The sequence below is a fragment of the Mycobacterium neglectum genome (genome assembly GCF_002591975.1).
GTDB lineage: Bacteria > Actinomycetota > Actinomycetes > Mycobacteriales > Mycobacteriaceae > Mycobacterium > Mycobacterium neglectum.
Genome location: NZ_NVQE01000012.1, coordinates 1 through 15,045, shown reverse-complemented (window position 1 = coordinate 15,045; position 15,045 = coordinate 1). Strand labels below are relative to the sequence as shown.

At 64.1% G+C, this 15,045-nt stretch carries 17 protein-coding genes, 1 tRNA gene and 1 riboswitch; of the genes, 12 read left to right on the top strand and 6 right to left on the bottom strand.

Going from position 1 to position 15,045, the window contains the following annotated elements:
* The first annotated feature begins 87 nt into the window (after window positions 1-87).
* Window positions 88-438 (top strand): hypothetical protein, encoded by a 351-nt coding sequence (locus tag CSQ99_RS11785; protein ID WP_099039341.1) that lies wholly within the window; start codon window positions 88-90, stop codon window positions 436-438.
* A 77-nt stretch (window positions 439-515) separates the two neighbouring features.
* Here CSQ99_RS11785 and CSQ99_RS11780 read toward each other — a convergent pair whose 3' ends face one another.
* Complete coding sequence (locus CSQ99_RS11780; RefSeq protein ID WP_099039233.1) at window positions 516-710, bottom strand: hypothetical protein; 195 nt, start codon at window positions 708-710, stop codon at window positions 516-518.
* Between the two features lie 60 nt (window positions 711-770).
* Between CSQ99_RS11780 and CSQ99_RS11775 the strand changes: the two genes are divergently transcribed.
* From CSQ99_RS11775 to CSQ99_RS11760, 4 genes are read left to right on the top strand one after another with little or no spacing between them, the layout of a single operon-like run.
* Window positions 771-1,466, top strand: a complete 696-nt coding sequence (locus CSQ99_RS11775) for an Ntn hydrolase family protein (RefSeq protein ID WP_099039232.1) — start codon at window positions 771-773, stop codon at window positions 1,464-1,466.
* Window positions 1,463-1,714, top strand: a complete 252-nt coding sequence (locus tag CSQ99_RS11770; protein WP_099039231.1) for a hypothetical protein — start codon at window positions 1,463-1,465, stop codon at window positions 1,712-1,714. Before CSQ99_RS11775 ends, CSQ99_RS11770 begins: the two co-directional genes overlap by 4 nt.
* A gap of 57 nt (window positions 1,715-1,771) precedes the next feature.
* Window positions 1,772-2,404 carry a GNAT family N-acetyltransferase gene (locus tag CSQ99_RS11765; protein WP_099039230.1) on the top strand — a complete coding sequence of 211 codons (633 nt, stop codon included), beginning with the start codon at window positions 1,772-1,774 and terminating at the stop codon, window positions 2,402-2,404.
* A gap of 11 nt (window positions 2,405-2,415) precedes the next feature.
* The gene (locus tag CSQ99_RS11760) at window positions 2,416-3,114 is read left to right on the top strand and encodes a YceI family protein (RefSeq protein WP_099039229.1); all 699 of its coding nucleotides are present in this window, start codon (window positions 2,416-2,418) and stop codon (window positions 3,112-3,114) included.
* Window positions 3,115-3,231: 117 nt separating this feature from the next.
* On the opposite strand, the gene mbtN is transcribed toward CSQ99_RS11760, so the two are convergent.
* The 3 genes from mbtN to CSQ99_RS11745 are packed head-to-tail and all read right to left on the bottom strand — an operon-like array spanning window position 3,232 to window position 6,241.
* Complete coding sequence (gene mbtN / locus CSQ99_RS11755) at window positions 3,232-4,398, bottom strand: mycobactin biosynthesis acyl-ACP dehydrogenase MbtN (protein WP_099039228.1); 1,167 nt, start codon at window positions 4,396-4,398, stop codon at window positions 3,232-3,234.
* Window positions 4,395-5,966: a long-chain-fatty acid--ACP ligase MbtM gene (gene mbtM / locus CSQ99_RS11750; RefSeq protein ID WP_176560990.1), complete on the bottom strand. Its 1,572-nt coding sequence runs from the start codon at window positions 5,964-5,966 to the stop codon at window positions 4,395-4,397. The genes mbtN and mbtM overlap by 4 nt, the downstream gene beginning before the upstream one ends.
* A 5-nt stretch (window positions 5,967-5,971) precedes the next feature.
* A complete protein-coding gene (locus CSQ99_RS11745) occupies window positions 5,972-6,241 on the bottom strand; it encodes an acyl carrier protein (protein ID WP_099039226.1) in 270 nt (89 codons plus the stop codon).
* 107 nt (window positions 6,242-6,348) lie between these two features.
* Window positions 6,349-6,421, top strand: a riboswitch (Fluoride riboswitch).
* A gap of 21 nt (window positions 6,422-6,442) precedes the next feature.
* Here CSQ99_RS11745 and crcB (CSQ99_RS11740) point away from each other — a divergent pair.
* The 7 genes from crcB (CSQ99_RS11740) to CSQ99_RS11710 all read left to right on the top strand — a co-directional run bounded on the left by crcB (CSQ99_RS11740) (window position 6,443) and on the right by CSQ99_RS11710 (window position 11,556).
* Window positions 6,443-6,985, top strand: coding sequence for a fluoride efflux transporter CrcB (gene crcB / locus CSQ99_RS11740; RefSeq protein ID WP_099039225.1), 543 nt, complete (start codon window positions 6,443-6,445; stop codon window positions 6,983-6,985).
* Window positions 6,982-7,350, top strand: coding sequence for a fluoride efflux transporter CrcB (gene crcB / locus CSQ99_RS11735; RefSeq protein ID WP_099039224.1), 369 nt, complete (start codon window positions 6,982-6,984; stop codon window positions 7,348-7,350). Before crcB (CSQ99_RS11740) ends, crcB (CSQ99_RS11735) begins: the two co-directional genes overlap by 4 nt.
* Window positions 7,351-7,379: 29 nt before the next feature.
* Window positions 7,380-7,850: a universal stress protein gene (locus CSQ99_RS11730; protein WP_099039223.1), complete on the top strand. Its 471-nt coding sequence runs from the start codon at window positions 7,380-7,382 to the stop codon at window positions 7,848-7,850.
* Window positions 7,851-7,861: 11 nt separating this feature from the next.
* Window positions 7,862-8,437, top strand: coding sequence for a histidine phosphatase family protein (locus CSQ99_RS11725; protein ID WP_099039222.1), 576 nt, complete (start codon window positions 7,862-7,864; stop codon window positions 8,435-8,437).
* A gap of 84 nt (window positions 8,438-8,521) precedes the next feature.
* Complete coding sequence (gene pgm / locus CSQ99_RS11720; protein WP_099039221.1) at window positions 8,522-10,153, top strand: phosphoglucomutase (alpha-D-glucose-1,6-bisphosphate-dependent); 1,632 nt, start codon at window positions 8,522-8,524, stop codon at window positions 10,151-10,153.
* Window positions 10,150-11,430, top strand: a complete 1,281-nt coding sequence (locus CSQ99_RS11715) for an MFS transporter (RefSeq protein ID WP_099039220.1) — start codon at window positions 10,150-10,152, stop codon at window positions 11,428-11,430. Before pgm ends, CSQ99_RS11715 begins: the two co-directional genes overlap by 4 nt.
* 53 nt (window positions 11,431-11,483) lie before the next feature.
* Window positions 11,484-11,556: transfer RNA gene (locus CSQ99_RS11710), tRNA-Ala, on the top strand.
* A 1-nt stretch (window position 11,557) separates the two neighbouring features.
* Here the strand turns inward: CSQ99_RS11710 and CSQ99_RS11705 are convergent.
* Together CSQ99_RS11705 and CSQ99_RS11695 are read right to left on the bottom strand one after the other, a co-directional pair.
* Window positions 11,558-11,854, bottom strand: coding sequence for a site-specific integrase (locus CSQ99_RS11705; RefSeq protein WP_245908867.1), 297 nt, complete (start codon window positions 11,852-11,854; stop codon window positions 11,558-11,560).
* A gap of 569 nt (window positions 11,855-12,423) precedes the next feature.
* Window positions 12,424-14,712, bottom strand: a complete 2,289-nt coding sequence (locus tag CSQ99_RS11695; RefSeq protein ID WP_176560984.1) for a molybdopterin-dependent oxidoreductase — start codon at window positions 14,710-14,712, stop codon at window positions 12,424-12,426.
* Between the last annotated feature and the right edge of the window lie 333 nt (window positions 14,713-15,045).

The window sequence follows — 15,045 nt, the reverse complement described above, 5'->3', positions numbered from 1 at the left end:
CGGTCGACGGCGGGTAGCCCAATACGGTCTGGGGGTCGGATTGACCAGCGCGTCCGTGTGTGGCGGGCGATCGAAGGAGTCGACCTGATGAATGTCAAGAAAAGCCTCGTCACGGTGATATGTGCTGGCGCTCTCGTCGGCGGTGCACTCGGGATTGGTGCGGGTGTTGCCAACGGGGACCCGAAATGGCCGGGCCCGCCGGGTCCGCCGTGGCCGCCGGTGCCTGGTCCCGGAGTGAACGTCGGAGTACCGGGCAACCCGTTGCCACCAGGGCAGCGCGGCCTTCCGCCGCCAGGGCATCGCGTCATCGTGCCGGTGTGGGCGCCGCCGGCACCGCCGCCGCCGTACTGGGCGCCTTGGCTGCCAGTTGAGTGGAACAGCGAGTTGAACGCCTGGGGCGTGCATTGGGATGGCGGGTTCAGGACGGCTCCGTTCTGATGACACAGTTCTGATGACACGTACGCGGTCGCCCCGTCCCCAGGGCGGGGCGACCGTGCGTATTGACCAGCGCGTCGCTAGTCCTCGCTGCTCTGCCGCTCGCCGATGAATGCCCGCAGTCGTGAATCGTCGGAGGTGAACCGGTCCATCTCTTCGCCGCCATCACAGCGCAACAGGGCGACCGTCAGAGTGTCGCCGCGCCGCGCGACCACTTCCCATACGGCACCGGAGTCCTGCCAGCGCGTCAGTTCTGCGACCCGGTCGACGTCCATCCGTCCACGATTCCACGGTGCGGCGTGAGACGAACGCCCGATGTGGGTAAGACCTGAGTTGTGACGGTCGTTCTCGCATTGCGCTGTGCCGACGGGGTCGTGATGGCGTCGGACTCCCAGATCACCGATCCCGTGCGCGGCGTGAGCTATCCGGCGCAGAAGCTGCACGCACTCGGCAAGAACGCCTCATGGGGTGGGAGCGGCTCCCGGGCTGTGCTGTTCGACCTCGAGCAGATCTTCGACGCCGAGGCGGACGCGATCGTCGAAGCGACCGACGTCGGGCATGCTCTGCAACAACGAGTCGTTCCGGTCCTCCAACAGCACTACAGCAGCTTCATCTCCGACGTGCCCGGCGGCAAGCCCGGCGCGACGCCGTCGACGTACATGCTGGCCGCCGGCTACTCCAACGGGAAACCCTTCATCGTCGACATCGATCCGCATGGCTTGATCGGGCACCACGAAGAGACGGGCTTCCAGGCCGTCGGCAGCGGTTCGCCGATGGCCCAACAGGCCTACGCACTGCTCGCGCATTTCCAGATGGCCAAGCGCAGCGTCGACTACGGGGTGGTGGCCGCCCTGCGGGTGCTCGACACACTGGACACATCGTCGCCGAGCGTCGGCGGTCCCATGGACATCTGTCGTATCACGCCGGATGAGGCCCGGCACTTCGACGAGAACGACGTCGCACGTGTCCGCGAGCGCGTGGGCCGATGGATTGAGTTGGAGCAGAAAGCAATCGACGAACTGTTCGAATGACCCGCGACAGCGATCTCGCGCGACTGGGATTGCACGCCCTCGGCGACCAGTGCGCTGAGCACGGCCGCGACCGCAGTGAGCTGCGCGTGACGGTGGCGCTGCGCGCCCTGCATCTCGACGACATCGTCCCACTGGCGGACCTCGGAGTCGATGAACTCGTCATCGTCGATGGGCCGCCCGAAGACCCCCATGCCGCGGCCGACTGGGTCGCGGCGCTGGCAGATCACTGGCTTTCAGCGGTGCCTTAGCCAGGAGGGTGAGGTAGGTAAACCTACCCTCAGTTGCTCCGGTAGGCTCGGCGGTCGATGACCGAGATTGACCGGGCCCCATCACCCGTCTTGCCCCGCGAGCTGACATCGATATCCGACGAGGTCCGCGCGGTGGGCGCGCCGCCGACGCCTACCCTGGGCGAACCCTATGGCGTCCGCCTCGTCGATGCTGCAACCGACGCGGAGATGGTGTCGGAGTGGATGAACCGCCGGCACCTGGTGGAGTCATGGGAGTACGCCTGGCCGCCGGAGCGCTGGCAGCGTTACCTGCAAGCCCAACTCGACGGCGAATACTCCCGGCCGTTCATCGGTAGTTTCCGCGGCCAGCCGTTCGTCTATGTCGAGCTGTACCGAGCGGCGAAAGACTCGATTGCTCCGTGTTATGACGCAGATCCGTACGACATCGGTCTGCACGCAGCAATCGCGGAGATGCGGTTCGTCAACCGCGGAATCGCGCCGATCATGTTGCCTCGCTTGGTTGCCAACATCTTCGAGCTCGAACCTCGTTGCCGTCGCATCATGTTCGACCCGGACCACCGAAACAGCGGAGCGCGGGCCGTCTGCGAATACGCCGGTGCTGTTTTCCTCGGTGAGCACGACATGTCCAATCGGCGAATGGCGTTGTACGCGCTGCCCCGTTCGCCGTCGGACGCACCCGACATCGGCTAGCGTTCCGTGCCATGAAGAAGGCTGTGCTGTGGGTGCTCGGCGTCGTGGTTGTGCTCGCCATTGTCGGGTTCACGGCCGGACCGTGGATCTATCGCGAGTTCATCGCCGGTGAAGCCGACGCCGAGCTGACGCTGCCCGGCCAGACGGCGGCGGCGACCACAGATGTCAATGGGACGTGGACCGTGGTGCCGGGACCGGACGACGCCGCCGCGCGCACACAGGCGGGTTATCGCGTTGACGAGATCCTGCGTGGCTCACCGCTGACCGTCAACGGCCGGACACCGAATGTCACTGGCGAGGCGGTGGTGGCTGCGTCGAAGCTGGAGTCGGCGACGTTCACCGTCGACGTGGCATCGATCACCTCCCCGGAGAGCTCACGCGACAACCAGTTTCGCGGCGAGGACATTCTCGACACCGCCAAGTTCCCGACCGCCGAGGTGCGCGTCACCCAGCCGGTCGACGTCGCATCCGTGCCGGACAGCGGCGCATCGGTGACGCTGGATGTCCCCGTGAGCTTGACGGTCAAGGGCGCCTCACGCGACGTGACCGCGAAGGTCGACGTTCAACGCTCCGGCGACACCATCGTTGCCGCCGGTTCTGTCCCGGTCACCTGGACTGACTTCAACGTCACGCCACCAGATTTCGCAGGGTTCGTGACTGTCGAGCCCACGGGCACGATCGAGTTCCTGGTCAACCTCGCCAAGAAGTAGGTCACCTGCTTTCGGCGCGAGCTGGGCCCACGCGAAGCTGGGGAACGCTTATGTACCCGACACGCCGGTAAAGCTGGACATTTGCGTCTGTTCGCGGTGGAGCTGCGCGCGTGAGCCCTAGGGGAGCTGGTTGAACTCGGCGTAGCCGTCGTAGTCCGGCTTCATCGCCGCCGCGACCAACTCCCACAGCACCTCGTCGGTGCCGCCGCCGACGCGCGCCAGCTTCATATCCCGCCACCACCTGCCCAGCGGCGTCTCATCCACGAGGTAGCCCGAGCCGCCGAAGATGTGCATGCACTCGTTGAGCACCTCTTCGCCGAGGCGCGCCGCGTTGACCTTCATGGCCGCGGCGGCGCGGAGGTCCAGCTTGCCCGTCGCGGCGATACCGTCGAGTGCGTAGCGCAACATGTCGACGCGGGCCTGCAGGTCGGCGATGCGCAACCGCAGTGCCTGATGCTCGTACAACGTATGGCCGAACTGGCGGCGAGTCATCATGCGCGCCAGCGTGATCCCGATGACCCGCTGAGCCGACGTCGACACGAGGCCGGCCACCGACATCCGCTCCTGCGCCAGTCCCCAGGAGATCGCGGCCAGGCCGATGCCCGCGCGGGCGACCAGCGCGTCGGCGGGCACCCAGGTGTCGATGTGCACGGCAGCGGTGTCCAACGGTCCGGCGCCGACTTTTCGGTACTGCGGCTGAATCTCGCACTGCGTCAGTGGGACGGCGATGACGACCACGCTGCCGTGCTTGCTGTTCGGGTCATGGTCGACGTTGCGCGCCACCGCCATGACGTAGTCGGCGACGGGGGACAGCGAGACGAACTTCTTGATGCCCTTGACCTCGAAGCCGTCCCGCACGGAGCGAACCTCGGTGCCGACGATCTGCAGGTCGGATCCGCCCGACTGCTCGGAGGCGCCGATGCACAACACCGCCTCGCCGCGGATGGCCTGCTCGGCGATGTTGCGCAGATAGTCCGACTTGCCGAAGCGGCGCAGGATCGCGATCGCCGAGTCATGCAAACCCACACCGACGCCGACGCCCGCCGATCCCAACACACCGAGCTTGCGAGCCAACGCGATGACCTTGGCGACATCGGAGTTCTGCTGGCCTGCCGGCCATTTGGCGGCGAAAACGCCTGACTCACCCAGGTATTCGATGAGCTTTCGGGGGAAGCGTTCGGTTTCTTCGGCCTCAGCCGTCCACTTCGTGACTCGGTCATCGAAGACCCGGTCGAGCAGGTCGCTGTAGTCCTCCGCCGGAGGAGCGTCTGCCGATTCCGTCATCGGCTGGCCCCCTCCAGGTTGCGCTTGACCTCCAACCGGCGCAGCTTGCCCGATGACGTCCGGGGTAGCGCACCAGGTTTCACGAACACGACATCGGCGGGCACCACGCCGCATTCCGATGCCACCCGTGCCACGACGGCACTGCGCGCCGCGAGTTCGTCATCACCCTTGAACTCCGCGGTGATGATGAGCCGGGGCCGTGCGGTTGCCTCACCCGTACCGATCGCCACTACGCAACCGTCCCGCACGCCGTCGATCTGGCTGGCGATCCGTTCGATCTCGTTGGGGAACACGTTGCGCCCCGCGACGGTGATGAGTTCCTTTGCGCGGCCACAGACGACGAGTCCTTCGTCGGTGATGTACCCGAGATCTCCAGTGGGCAGCCACTCCTGGGGATTGATCGGCGCTTCGCCGACGTAGCCGTTCATCAGTGACGTGCCGCGGATCTCGATTTCGCCGACCTCGCGACCGGTCACCTCGGTGGCGTGAGGCTGCTCGGTGTTCACCCTGAGCTCCATCCCGTCGATCGGATGGCCGAGAACCGCGAAACGCCGAGTGGACTCACCAGCGTCAGTCGTGACGGCGACCTCGTCAATTCGAAGACCGTTGAATGGTTCGGGAATCGTTACAGCACAGGTGGATTCGGCCAGTCCGTAGGATGGGGAAAGTGAGTTCGGGTTGAAGCCGAACCGGGCCATCTCAGCGGAGAAGCGGGCATACCCGTCGCAGTCGACGGGTTCTCCGCCGTTGAGCGTGTAGCCGAGGTTGCTCAGATTGAGACCCGACAGGCCGCTGGCGTATTTGCCGATGATGTTGAACGCCATATTGGGCGCCGCGGTCATCGTCGCCTCGCTCTCATGGAGCCAGTTCAACCAGCCGAACGGGTTGCCGGCGAAGGCCTTTGTGGGCGCTTGCCAAAGGTCTGCCTGGGCCAGCGTGGATACCAGCATGACGGCCAAGCCCATGTCGTGGTAGATCGGCAACCAGCTTTGTAGGCGACTTTTTTCATCGATGTTGACGCGTGCGATCAGTCCGCGGAGATTGGCCAATTCGGCTGCCGGTGAAATCTGTGCTGTGCGTGGAGTTCCCGTCGACCCCGCGGTACCTTGCAGGATCGCGACCTCCGCGGTCAGCGGTCCTTCGAAAGTGGTTGAACGATGGGCGTGGGCGACGTCGCCGAGATCGTGGACGACGATCCCGTTGGCGTTCTCACGCAACAGTTCCAACTCTGTGCCGTTACTGAAGACCGTTGTCACTCCGATGCTGCGGAACCGGTCAAGGGTCGTCTGAGACCATTGCCGCGGATCAGCACGACGGATGGGCCCGGGCAGGATCGACAGCGCTGCCCCCGCGAAGAACGTGCCCGGAATGGCGGCGAGGAATTCCACGGTCGGCTCGCCGACGAGGCCGACGGCCGTCGATCCGTCGTCGACGATGCGGTCGGCGACGTTCTCCGACCGCGCGTGGACCTCCTGCCAGGGGTGGCGGACCCACCTATCGTTGTCGGGATCGAGCACCGCAAGCTTGGTTGGGGCGCCCCGCATCGCCGCCGACAGCGCCGCAGCCAGCACGGTCACGAGTTCGGCTGGCCCGCGGGCACCTTAGCGAGGATGGCCGCTTCGAGGTCGCCGACGGTATCGCAGCTGAGCAGGTCCTCTTCGGACAGCGCGACGCCGAGTTTGTCCTCGATGGCCACCATGCCGACCGCGAACGCCACCGAGTCGAGTCCGACGTCGTCGATCAGTCTGGATTCTCTGGTGACCCGGCGAATATCGACATTCATGTCTTCGCTCAGGATCTCGGTGAGAGCCGCGCTCACCGCTTCAGGATTAGACGAGGTCACGGCGTGCGACGGTACACGGGAATCCGAAGTGAGGCTAGCCTTACCTGTCGACCAGGGTGGTGCTTGTGACATCGATCTCGCGATACGCGCTGCTAGAGCGGTACAGTCACCGCAGTGGTGATGGATCTCGCCCGAGCCTCTCGCTCGAACCGCCGACTGGCTGATAGTTCCTACCGTCGTAGCGATGGGTAGGGATGCCACATGACCGCCGATCAGCCGGAAGCCGACGATCAGGATGACGATGCCGGCGCGGGACGCTCAACGGGTGCTGCCGACCCGCATGCCGAGTTGCTCACCGATCCCGACGCTCCGGCCAAACCCTTACGGCCACTGCACTTGCGCCCATCGGCCATGGCCTGGATCTTCGCCGGAGGTATCGCTGGGACGGCGCTGCGCTATTACATCGAGAAGGCCCTGCCGCACGACGGCGCATCGTGGCCGTGGGCGACCTTCATGATCAACCTCGCCGGCGCATTCGTGCTTGGCGGCTTGCTGGAGGGACTCGCGCGGCTCGGTGAGGACTCAGGATGGCGCCGCCGCGCCCGCCTGTGTGCCGGGACCGGGTTCTGTGGGGCTTTCACCACCTACAGCGCCTTCGCCTTGGAGATCGTGCTGTTGGGCCGAAACGGCCATCTCGGAACCGCCGTCAGTTACGGCGTGTTCAGCGTGCTGGGCGGCGTGCTCACCGCCTGGCTCGGCATCGTGGTCACGGCGAGCGTGCACCGCCGGAGGGCACGCGCATGATTCCGATTCTGACCTTCCTCGCGGGAGCCTCGGGTGCGGTCACTCGGTTCCTGCTCGACGCATGGACAAAACAGCGGTGGCGGTCACCGTTTCCGTTGGCCACCGTCGTCATCAACGTCACGGGGTCGCTACTCATCGGCGTTCTTGCCGGGGTCGTGATCTTCGGAGGCCAGTCCAGCGCCTGGCAGACCGTGCTGGGTACCGGATTCTGCGGCGGCTACACGACTTTCAGCACCGCCAGCTTCGAAACCGTGCGGCTCGTTCAACAGGGCCGGCGAACGCTGGCGTTGCTCAACGCGGTCGTCTCCTTGGTGATGTCGGTCGCCGCCTGCGCGGCTGGACTCGCCCTGGTGTGGGCGCTCTGATGGTCGTTTACGGAAGGGGGTAGCCCGAGATGGACAACACTGACGAACCGTCCACGCGGTCCTCCGCGGAGTTGGTGGTCGGCTGGGACGGCCAACCCGCGAGCGTCGCAGCGTTGCGTTATGCGATCGGCCTTGCTCGACGCTTGGATGCACATCTGCATGTCGCGCATATCGCCGACTTCGCTGATCTGCCCGTCGATCCGGACGCATGGGACTATGAGCAGCAGTTGCGCGCCACCCTCGAATCCCACGCCGTTCAGGCACGGGGCATGCTGAATGAACTCGACGCGAACTGGACGTACCACCCCATGCACGGACGTCCACCCGACGTCCTCGCCGACCTGGCCGAGGAGGTCAATGCGGTGATGATCGTGCTGGGTGCACCCCGGGGCGGCATGCACTCGTTCATCGAGACTTTCGCCGGACAGTCGGTCGCGTATCAGGTGACGCGCAAACACGGCAGAGCCGTGCTCCTCGTTCCCGACGCTGCGCCCGAATAACGGAGTCAGAGATGGCGCAGCACGTTTATCTCGTCCGTCATGGAGAGACATCCCTTAACGCCGATGGGCGGCTCCGCGGTCTCGCCGATCCTGAACTGAACGAAATCGGTGCGGGCCAAGCGGGCGCGGTCGCGGTCGCGCTCGCGGGAGTCGGTGCCGATGTCGTGGTGTCGAGTCCCCTTCGGCGCGCAGTCCACACAGCAGCAGCCATCGCGCGTCATGTGGGAGTCACGCACCAGATTGACGATCGCTTCAACGATCGCGACTACGGGCAATGGACGGGTGCGGTGAAATCAGAGGTCATCGCCCAGTGGGGCAGTGTCGACGCAGCTCCTGGAGTCGAGCCGACGGAGGCCGTGTTGTCCCGGTCTGGGCCGGCGCTCGACGAGTGGGGCGCGTGGGCGCAGTCGCGGCATAAGGCAGTGGTCGTCGTGACCCACGACGCGGTTATCCGGCCACTGCTCGCGCGCGTCGCTCCGAGCCTCCCGGCGGTGTCCGTGCCCACGGGCTCCTACCAAGTGCTGCGGTACGACTCCGGAATCTGGTCGGTCGAACTGACCGATCAGCAGGCGCCACTTCTCAAGTAGTCGGTGCGACGAACTGTTGCCGTCGACCTGAATTCTTTGGCGTCACGTCGGTGCGTCGCGCGGAACCGGAGCAGAATCGACTCCATGGCCAATCCCCGCGCCGGTCAACCGGCACAACCCGAAGACCTCATCGATGTGGCGCACGTGGTCACGGCCTATTACACCGTGGAACCCGATCCCGACAACGTCGATCAACAGGTGGCGTTCGGCACCTCGGGCCATCGGGGCTCCAGCCTCGACGCGGCATTCAACGAGGCGCACATCCATGCCACGACCCAGGCCATCGTCGAGTATCGGCACGCGCAGGGCACCACTGGCCCGCTGTTCATCGGCCGTGATACCCATGCGCTCTCGGAACCGGCATGGGAGTCGGCGCTCGAAGTGCTCGCTGCCAATGATGTAGTGGCGATGATCGATTCCACGGACGGCTACACGCCGACGCCAGCGGTCAGCCACGCCATCCTGGCGTTCAACCGCGGCCGCAACCGCGATCTGGCCGACGGGATCGTGGTCACGCCCTCGCACAACCCGCCGCGCGACGGTGGGTTCAAGTACAACCCGCCAAATGGCGGGCCTGCCGATACCGATGCCACCGGGGCGATCGCTAAACGGGCCAACGAACTGCTGCGGAACAAACTCGAGGGCGTGAAACGTGTGCCGTTGGCACGCGCGGCCGAACACGCGGAGCGGCACGACTACCTCAATGCCTACATCGACGACCTGCCCAACGTCGTCGACCTGCACGCGATCAGCGCCGAGGGGATCCGCATCGGAGCCGATCCGCTAGGCGGCGCGAGCGTCGACTACTGGGGCGCGATCGCCGAGCGACACAATCTGAACTTGACCGTGGTCAATCCTTACGTCGACGCGACGTGGCGGTTCATGACGCTGGACACCGACGGCAAGATCCGGATGGATTGCAGTTCGCCCAACGCGATGGCGTCGTTGATCGCCAACCGGGATAGTTACCAGATCGCTACCGGAAACGACGCCGACTCCGACAGACACGGCATTGTGACACCCGATGGCGGACTGCTGAATCCGAACCACTACCTGGCCGTCGCGATCGAGTACCTCTACTCCAACCGGCCAGACTGGCCCGCGTCCACAGCGGTCGGCAAGACCGCGGTCAGTTCGTCGATCATCGACCGGGTGGTTGCCGGGTTGGGACGCAAACTGGTCGAGGTGCCGGTGGGCTTCAAATGGTTCGTCGACGGATTGCTCAGCGGCACCATCGGTTTCGGCGGCGAGGAAAGCGCCGGGGCGTCATTCCTGCGACATGACGGCTCGGTGTGGACCACGGACAAGGACGGCATCATCCTGGCGCTGTTGGCGTCGGAGATCTTGGCGAAGACAGGTTCGACTCCGTCGCAGCGATACGACGCGATCGCCGAAAAGTACGGTGCGCCAACGTATGCGCGTATCGACGCGCCTGCCAATCGTGAGCAGAAGGCCCGGCTCGCCAAACTGTCTGCTGACCAGGTGAGCGCCACCGAGTTGGCTGGCGAGGCGATCACGGCCAAGCTGACCAGCGCACCTGGCAACGGCGCATCGCTGGGCGGCCTGAAGGTGACGACGGAGAATGCGTGGTTCGCGGCGCGCCCGTCGGGCACCGAGGATGTGTACAAGATCTACGCCGAGTCATTCCGCGGACCGGAGCATCTTGGGCAGGTGCAGGAAGAGGCCAAGGAAGTGGTGAATAAAGTCATCGCGTGAGCTCTGACGCGGAGAGGGACTGTTCGACAGACAGTTCTGGCCAGGGTGGTAGGCCAAAGCTTCCGCGTGAGGTCTGGCTGCTGGTCTCGGCCAATGTCGTGGTCGCCTTCGGATACGGCGTCGTCTCTCCGGTGTTGCCCGAATATGCCCGCCACTTCGGCGTCAGCATCAGCGCGGCCACGTTCGTCATCACGGCATTCGCGGTAATGCGGCTGGTCGCCGCGCCGCCGGCGGGCTGGCTGGTGCAGCGATTGGGGGAGCGCCGGGTCTACATCAACGGCCTGCTGATCGTCGCGGTGTCCACCGCCGTGTGCGCCTTCGCGCAGACCTATTGGCAGCTGCTGCTGTTCCGGTCCCTGGGCGGGCTCGGGTCGGCAATGTTCTCGGTGTCATCGCTCGCGCTGATGATCAGGATTTCGCCACCGGACGCCCGCGGTCGCGTTGCCGGACTGTTCTCGTCGGGATTTCTGATCGGATCGGTCGGTGGGCCAGTTCTCGGTAGCGTCACGGCCGGGCTGGGTCTGGCCGCACCGTTCGCGATTTATGGGGCCGCGCTGCTCGTCGCCGCTGGTGTGGTGTTCTTCAGCCTGCGGGGCAGCACGGTGGCTCCGTCAGATGAAGCCGCCGGGCCTCCCGTCTCGCTGCGCGAGGTATTGCGGCACCGCGCCTACCTTGCCGCGTTGTTGTCCAATTTCGCGACTGGATGGGCGGCGTTCGGGCTGCGGATCGCGCTCGTGCCGCTCTTCATCGTCGACGTGCTCGGCCGTAGCACCGGCGTGGCCGGCCTGGCGCTTGCGACGTTCGCCATCGGCAATGTCTCGGTGGTCATCCCCAGCGGCTATCTGTCCGACCGCATCGGACGGCGCAAGCTGCTCATCGTTGGACTGATGGCCGCGGCTGTGTCGACGAGCCTGCTCGGGGTGACATCGTCACTCGTGATCTTCTTGGTGACCGCGTACGTGTCGGGTGCGGCGACGGGCATCTTTATCTCACCGCAGCAGGCCGCTGTGGCCGACATCGTCGGGAATCAGTCCCGGGGCGGGGCTCCGGTGGCCGTCTTCCAGATGATGGTCGACGTGGGGTCGATCGGCGGGTCGCTGATCGTCGGCATGATCGCCCAGCACGCGTCGTTCGGTTGGGCCTTCGCCGTCAGCGGCGCGGTCCTCTTCATTGCGGCGATCGGTTGGATATTCGCGCCCGAGACTTACGACCAGCCGCCAGCTGGGCACACACCGGCGCGTCCGCTAGGGCCGGAGGCGGCCGGCGAAGTGCCCTGACCTGCGATTTTGATGGCCTACCGCAGGTGGTGTAACTTCGATGAGCACAACAAGGGGCTATGGCGCAGTTGGTAGCGCACCACACTGGCAGTGTGGGGGTCAGGGGTTCGAATCCCCTTAGCTCCACTTAGATGGCGCGGCCCTGCTTGAGCATGGCCAGTGTGCGCGCTGGCACCGGCAGGTCCCGCGCACTGCGGTCAGTCTTGACGATGGTGTCGCGTCCGTTGACATCGACGCGCGCCTGCCGGATCCGCAGCGCTCCGGGTTCAAGCTCAATGTCCGACCAACGCAGCCCGCCGACCTCCTCGCAGCGCAGGCCCAGCAGTGTCAGCGCGAAGAACCCGCCGAGTCGGTGCGCGGCGACGTGGTCGAGCTTCTGCACGTGCACCGCCCCGAATACTCGATGGTTGTACGGGCGTGCCACCCTCTCCGACTACTACGCTTCCGGGCCTGCCGCGGCAATGGAATTAGAACGACGGCAAGCCCAACCTAGGACGGGCGTCAACGCTACGGGGTTCGGTGCGGCGGGATCGAGGTACTCCGTTGATCTGTGTTTGTCACTGCCCGATGACGCAGCTGTCGAGGCGCGACCAATCGTACCGGCGGTCGGACCTGTGGCATCACCGGAAGGCCGGTAGTGCGTTTCAACAGCGTTCGAAGCTTGTGCCGATCGCGCGGGTCTGCGTAGCCGTCGATCCAATCGAGAACGCGTGCCGCAAGGGAAGGGGCGAGAAGACCCGGCGCAGGATCACACTCGTGTAGGAGCGAAGTGAGAACATCGCTCACTGCACCGGCGCCAAGGGCAGCAAAAATGGCGACACGTCGACTTCGAGGAAGTGCGGGCGCCAGCGCGTCTGCCAGGTCCCAAGCCAGGTTGACCACGTCGCCCTGCCTCATCTCGGTCTCTTTCGCGTCAATTCACGACAATGCCGAGCTTCTCGTTGTGACACCAAGCTTGACTGACTCACCCGTTTGCTACGGACTGTCGAATACTCATGCGCGTTCTTCTGCAGTGGAATTCGAGGCACGAGTCGGCCGGACGCGCTCGACTTGCACAGCCACGCCGTTCAGATGCGACATGCCCGATATTCTCTCGGCCGTCTCTATCCTGGTTGAGGTCAACACGTTGTAGTTCACGCCGGGCTTGGCATTTGCATGCGACCAGCCACCTCCGGCGTGGCCCCAACCGTGCGGCAGCACAACTGTGCCGGCCACGACATCGTCTGTGACCTCGACCTCGACTACCACCTCGCCATCCTCCGAAAACACCCGAGCGCGGTCCGCGTTCGCGAGGCCGCGCGCTTCGGCGTCCCCCGGGTTGATTAGCAGCGGTGACATCGTGTGGTTGTTAGGGACATTGTGCATCCAGGAGTTGTGGGACCGAAGCTCGCGCCGACCGATAATCTTTATTGGATAGCGAGGATTGAGTGGCGGACTCTGGAGAAGGCGACGCATCTCTGATTCCATTTCTTCGTGGCCGAGGTGGACCTTGCGGTCCGGGTGGCCGATCTTGTCGTGGGCGATTCCGGTGCGGATCGCATCGCCGAGGACTAGACCGTGGGGGTGGGCAAGGATCTTCTTCATGTTTAATCCGTTGCGCCGTAATCCAAACAAGTCACCTTGAGGACTTATCCGAACCAATAGATCAACCACTTGCATCGGGGTTGGGCGTATCAACGTCATCAAGGCAAGCCATCGGAGCCACGACAGCGTGAACGGACCGTCCCTCAATCCGATGCGGCGGGTGAGGTCTTGGTAGAACAGGTATTCCTCTCGGCATTGTCCCGGCGGTTCTACTACGCGCTGTGTGGCCTGGACAAACGGAGTCGCGGCCCATTGCAAGTTTGATACTGGCATGTCGGCGCGCTCGAGAAACGTTGTGCCGGGCAGTATGTAGTCGGCGTACTTCGATGTCTCGGTGATGTATAGATCCAGGCAAACCAACAAATCAAGGGAACGTAACGACTCTTCGACGTCGCCCGCCCCCGGTGTGGACAACGCAACGTTTCCCGCTCCGACGATGAGGGCCCGCAGCTGGCCCTCGCCGGGTGTAGTGATTTCGTGCGGCATGACGACCGATGGTGAAAAGTTGGCGATACGAGGCAACCCGCCTACGCGCGTCGCCTGGCCAGAAGCGTCAACCATTCCGAAACGCTCACCTAGTTCGACGATACTGACTGGAGGATCGCCAAAGCACGAGCCGCCGGGGTGATCCAAGTTTCCAGTGATGACGTTAAGGGCATCTGCGAAGAAATTGACGAGAGTTCCGAACGTACCGGTGCATACACCCGTACGTGTGTAGACGACTGCACTGGGCGCCATCGCGAAATCCCTTGCCAAACGCCGAATGTCGTCGGCAGGGACACCGGTATGCTCAGCAGCCACCTCGGCCGATACTGGCACGCACATTTCACGGAGTCGGTCCGATCCTGTAGTCAATGCCTCAATCGATTGCCCGTCCTCCCATCCTTGACGGAACACCTCGCCCAGAAGTGCTGCCAGGAGCCACCCGTCAGTGTCAGCGCGAATTGGTAAATGCTCAAAGGCTTTTGCGGTCTCAGTGCGTCGCGGGTCGACCACTACAACTCGGCCGCCGCGCCGGACAACGTCGGACAGCTGTTCACGGACACGGCCCGCCGTCCACAGCGACCCTTTGGACAAAAGTGGATTCGCTCCGAACATCAACATGAAATCTGTTCGCTTGGCGTCGGGGAACGGGACTAACAACGGCGTGCCATAGAGGTAAGCACTCGCAGCCAGGCGAGTATTCGTGTCCTGTGACCCGGCTGAGTAAGCATGCGGAGAGCCAAGAGCGTCGAGAAATCCCGCGAACCAGTACATGTGACCACTGTGCATTCCGCCGGGATTACCCAAGTAACCTCCGATGCTTGACGGGCCGTAGGTCTTGATGATTCGCTTGGTACGAGATGCGATGTCACGCATCGCCTCATCCCACGAACACTCTTCGAATTCGCCGGGTCCGCCGACCCGGCGTAGGGGTGTCGTCACTCGATCTGGGTCGTGCTGGATGTGCTGCATCGACACACCCTTCGGACACACGAATCCTCTAGAGACTGGATTGTCCTTATCTCCTTTGATGTCTGTGACTTGACGGTCGGTGACGGAGACAATTAATCCGCATAACGGCTCACAGATTCGGCAGAATGTTGTGTGTTGGGTGGTTCCGGCGGCGCCAACTATTTTGTCATCGCCCGAAGCGCAATCGTCGATCGGGAGGTCTTGCGCCTTAACTCGTGAGGGAATTTGTCTCTTGAGCTTCACAGGCATCTCAACTTCGATCAGGTGTTGTGGACATGACGGAGGGACAAGTAGATGCCTGGCCCGGCGGTCGGTAGCGTCGGCAATGCCAAGAACTCTGGGACGCAAAGCTTCTGCTTGCGTTTCGATTGTTGGGCCAACGCTCAACACGGTCAATGGTGAGCATTCGTTCATTCGAAAGTTCGACTAAACCAGGTCGAAACCGAATGGAGCATGTCCCGAGTCGCGTGGAATTTGGGTGACGATCCACGATGAACTCTAGGCGGCGGCACCGACAGATTTGGTGTCGGCGCCGGTGTCGGGGTGAGCGTGTCGGCGCAGGGCGTCGACGAGCTG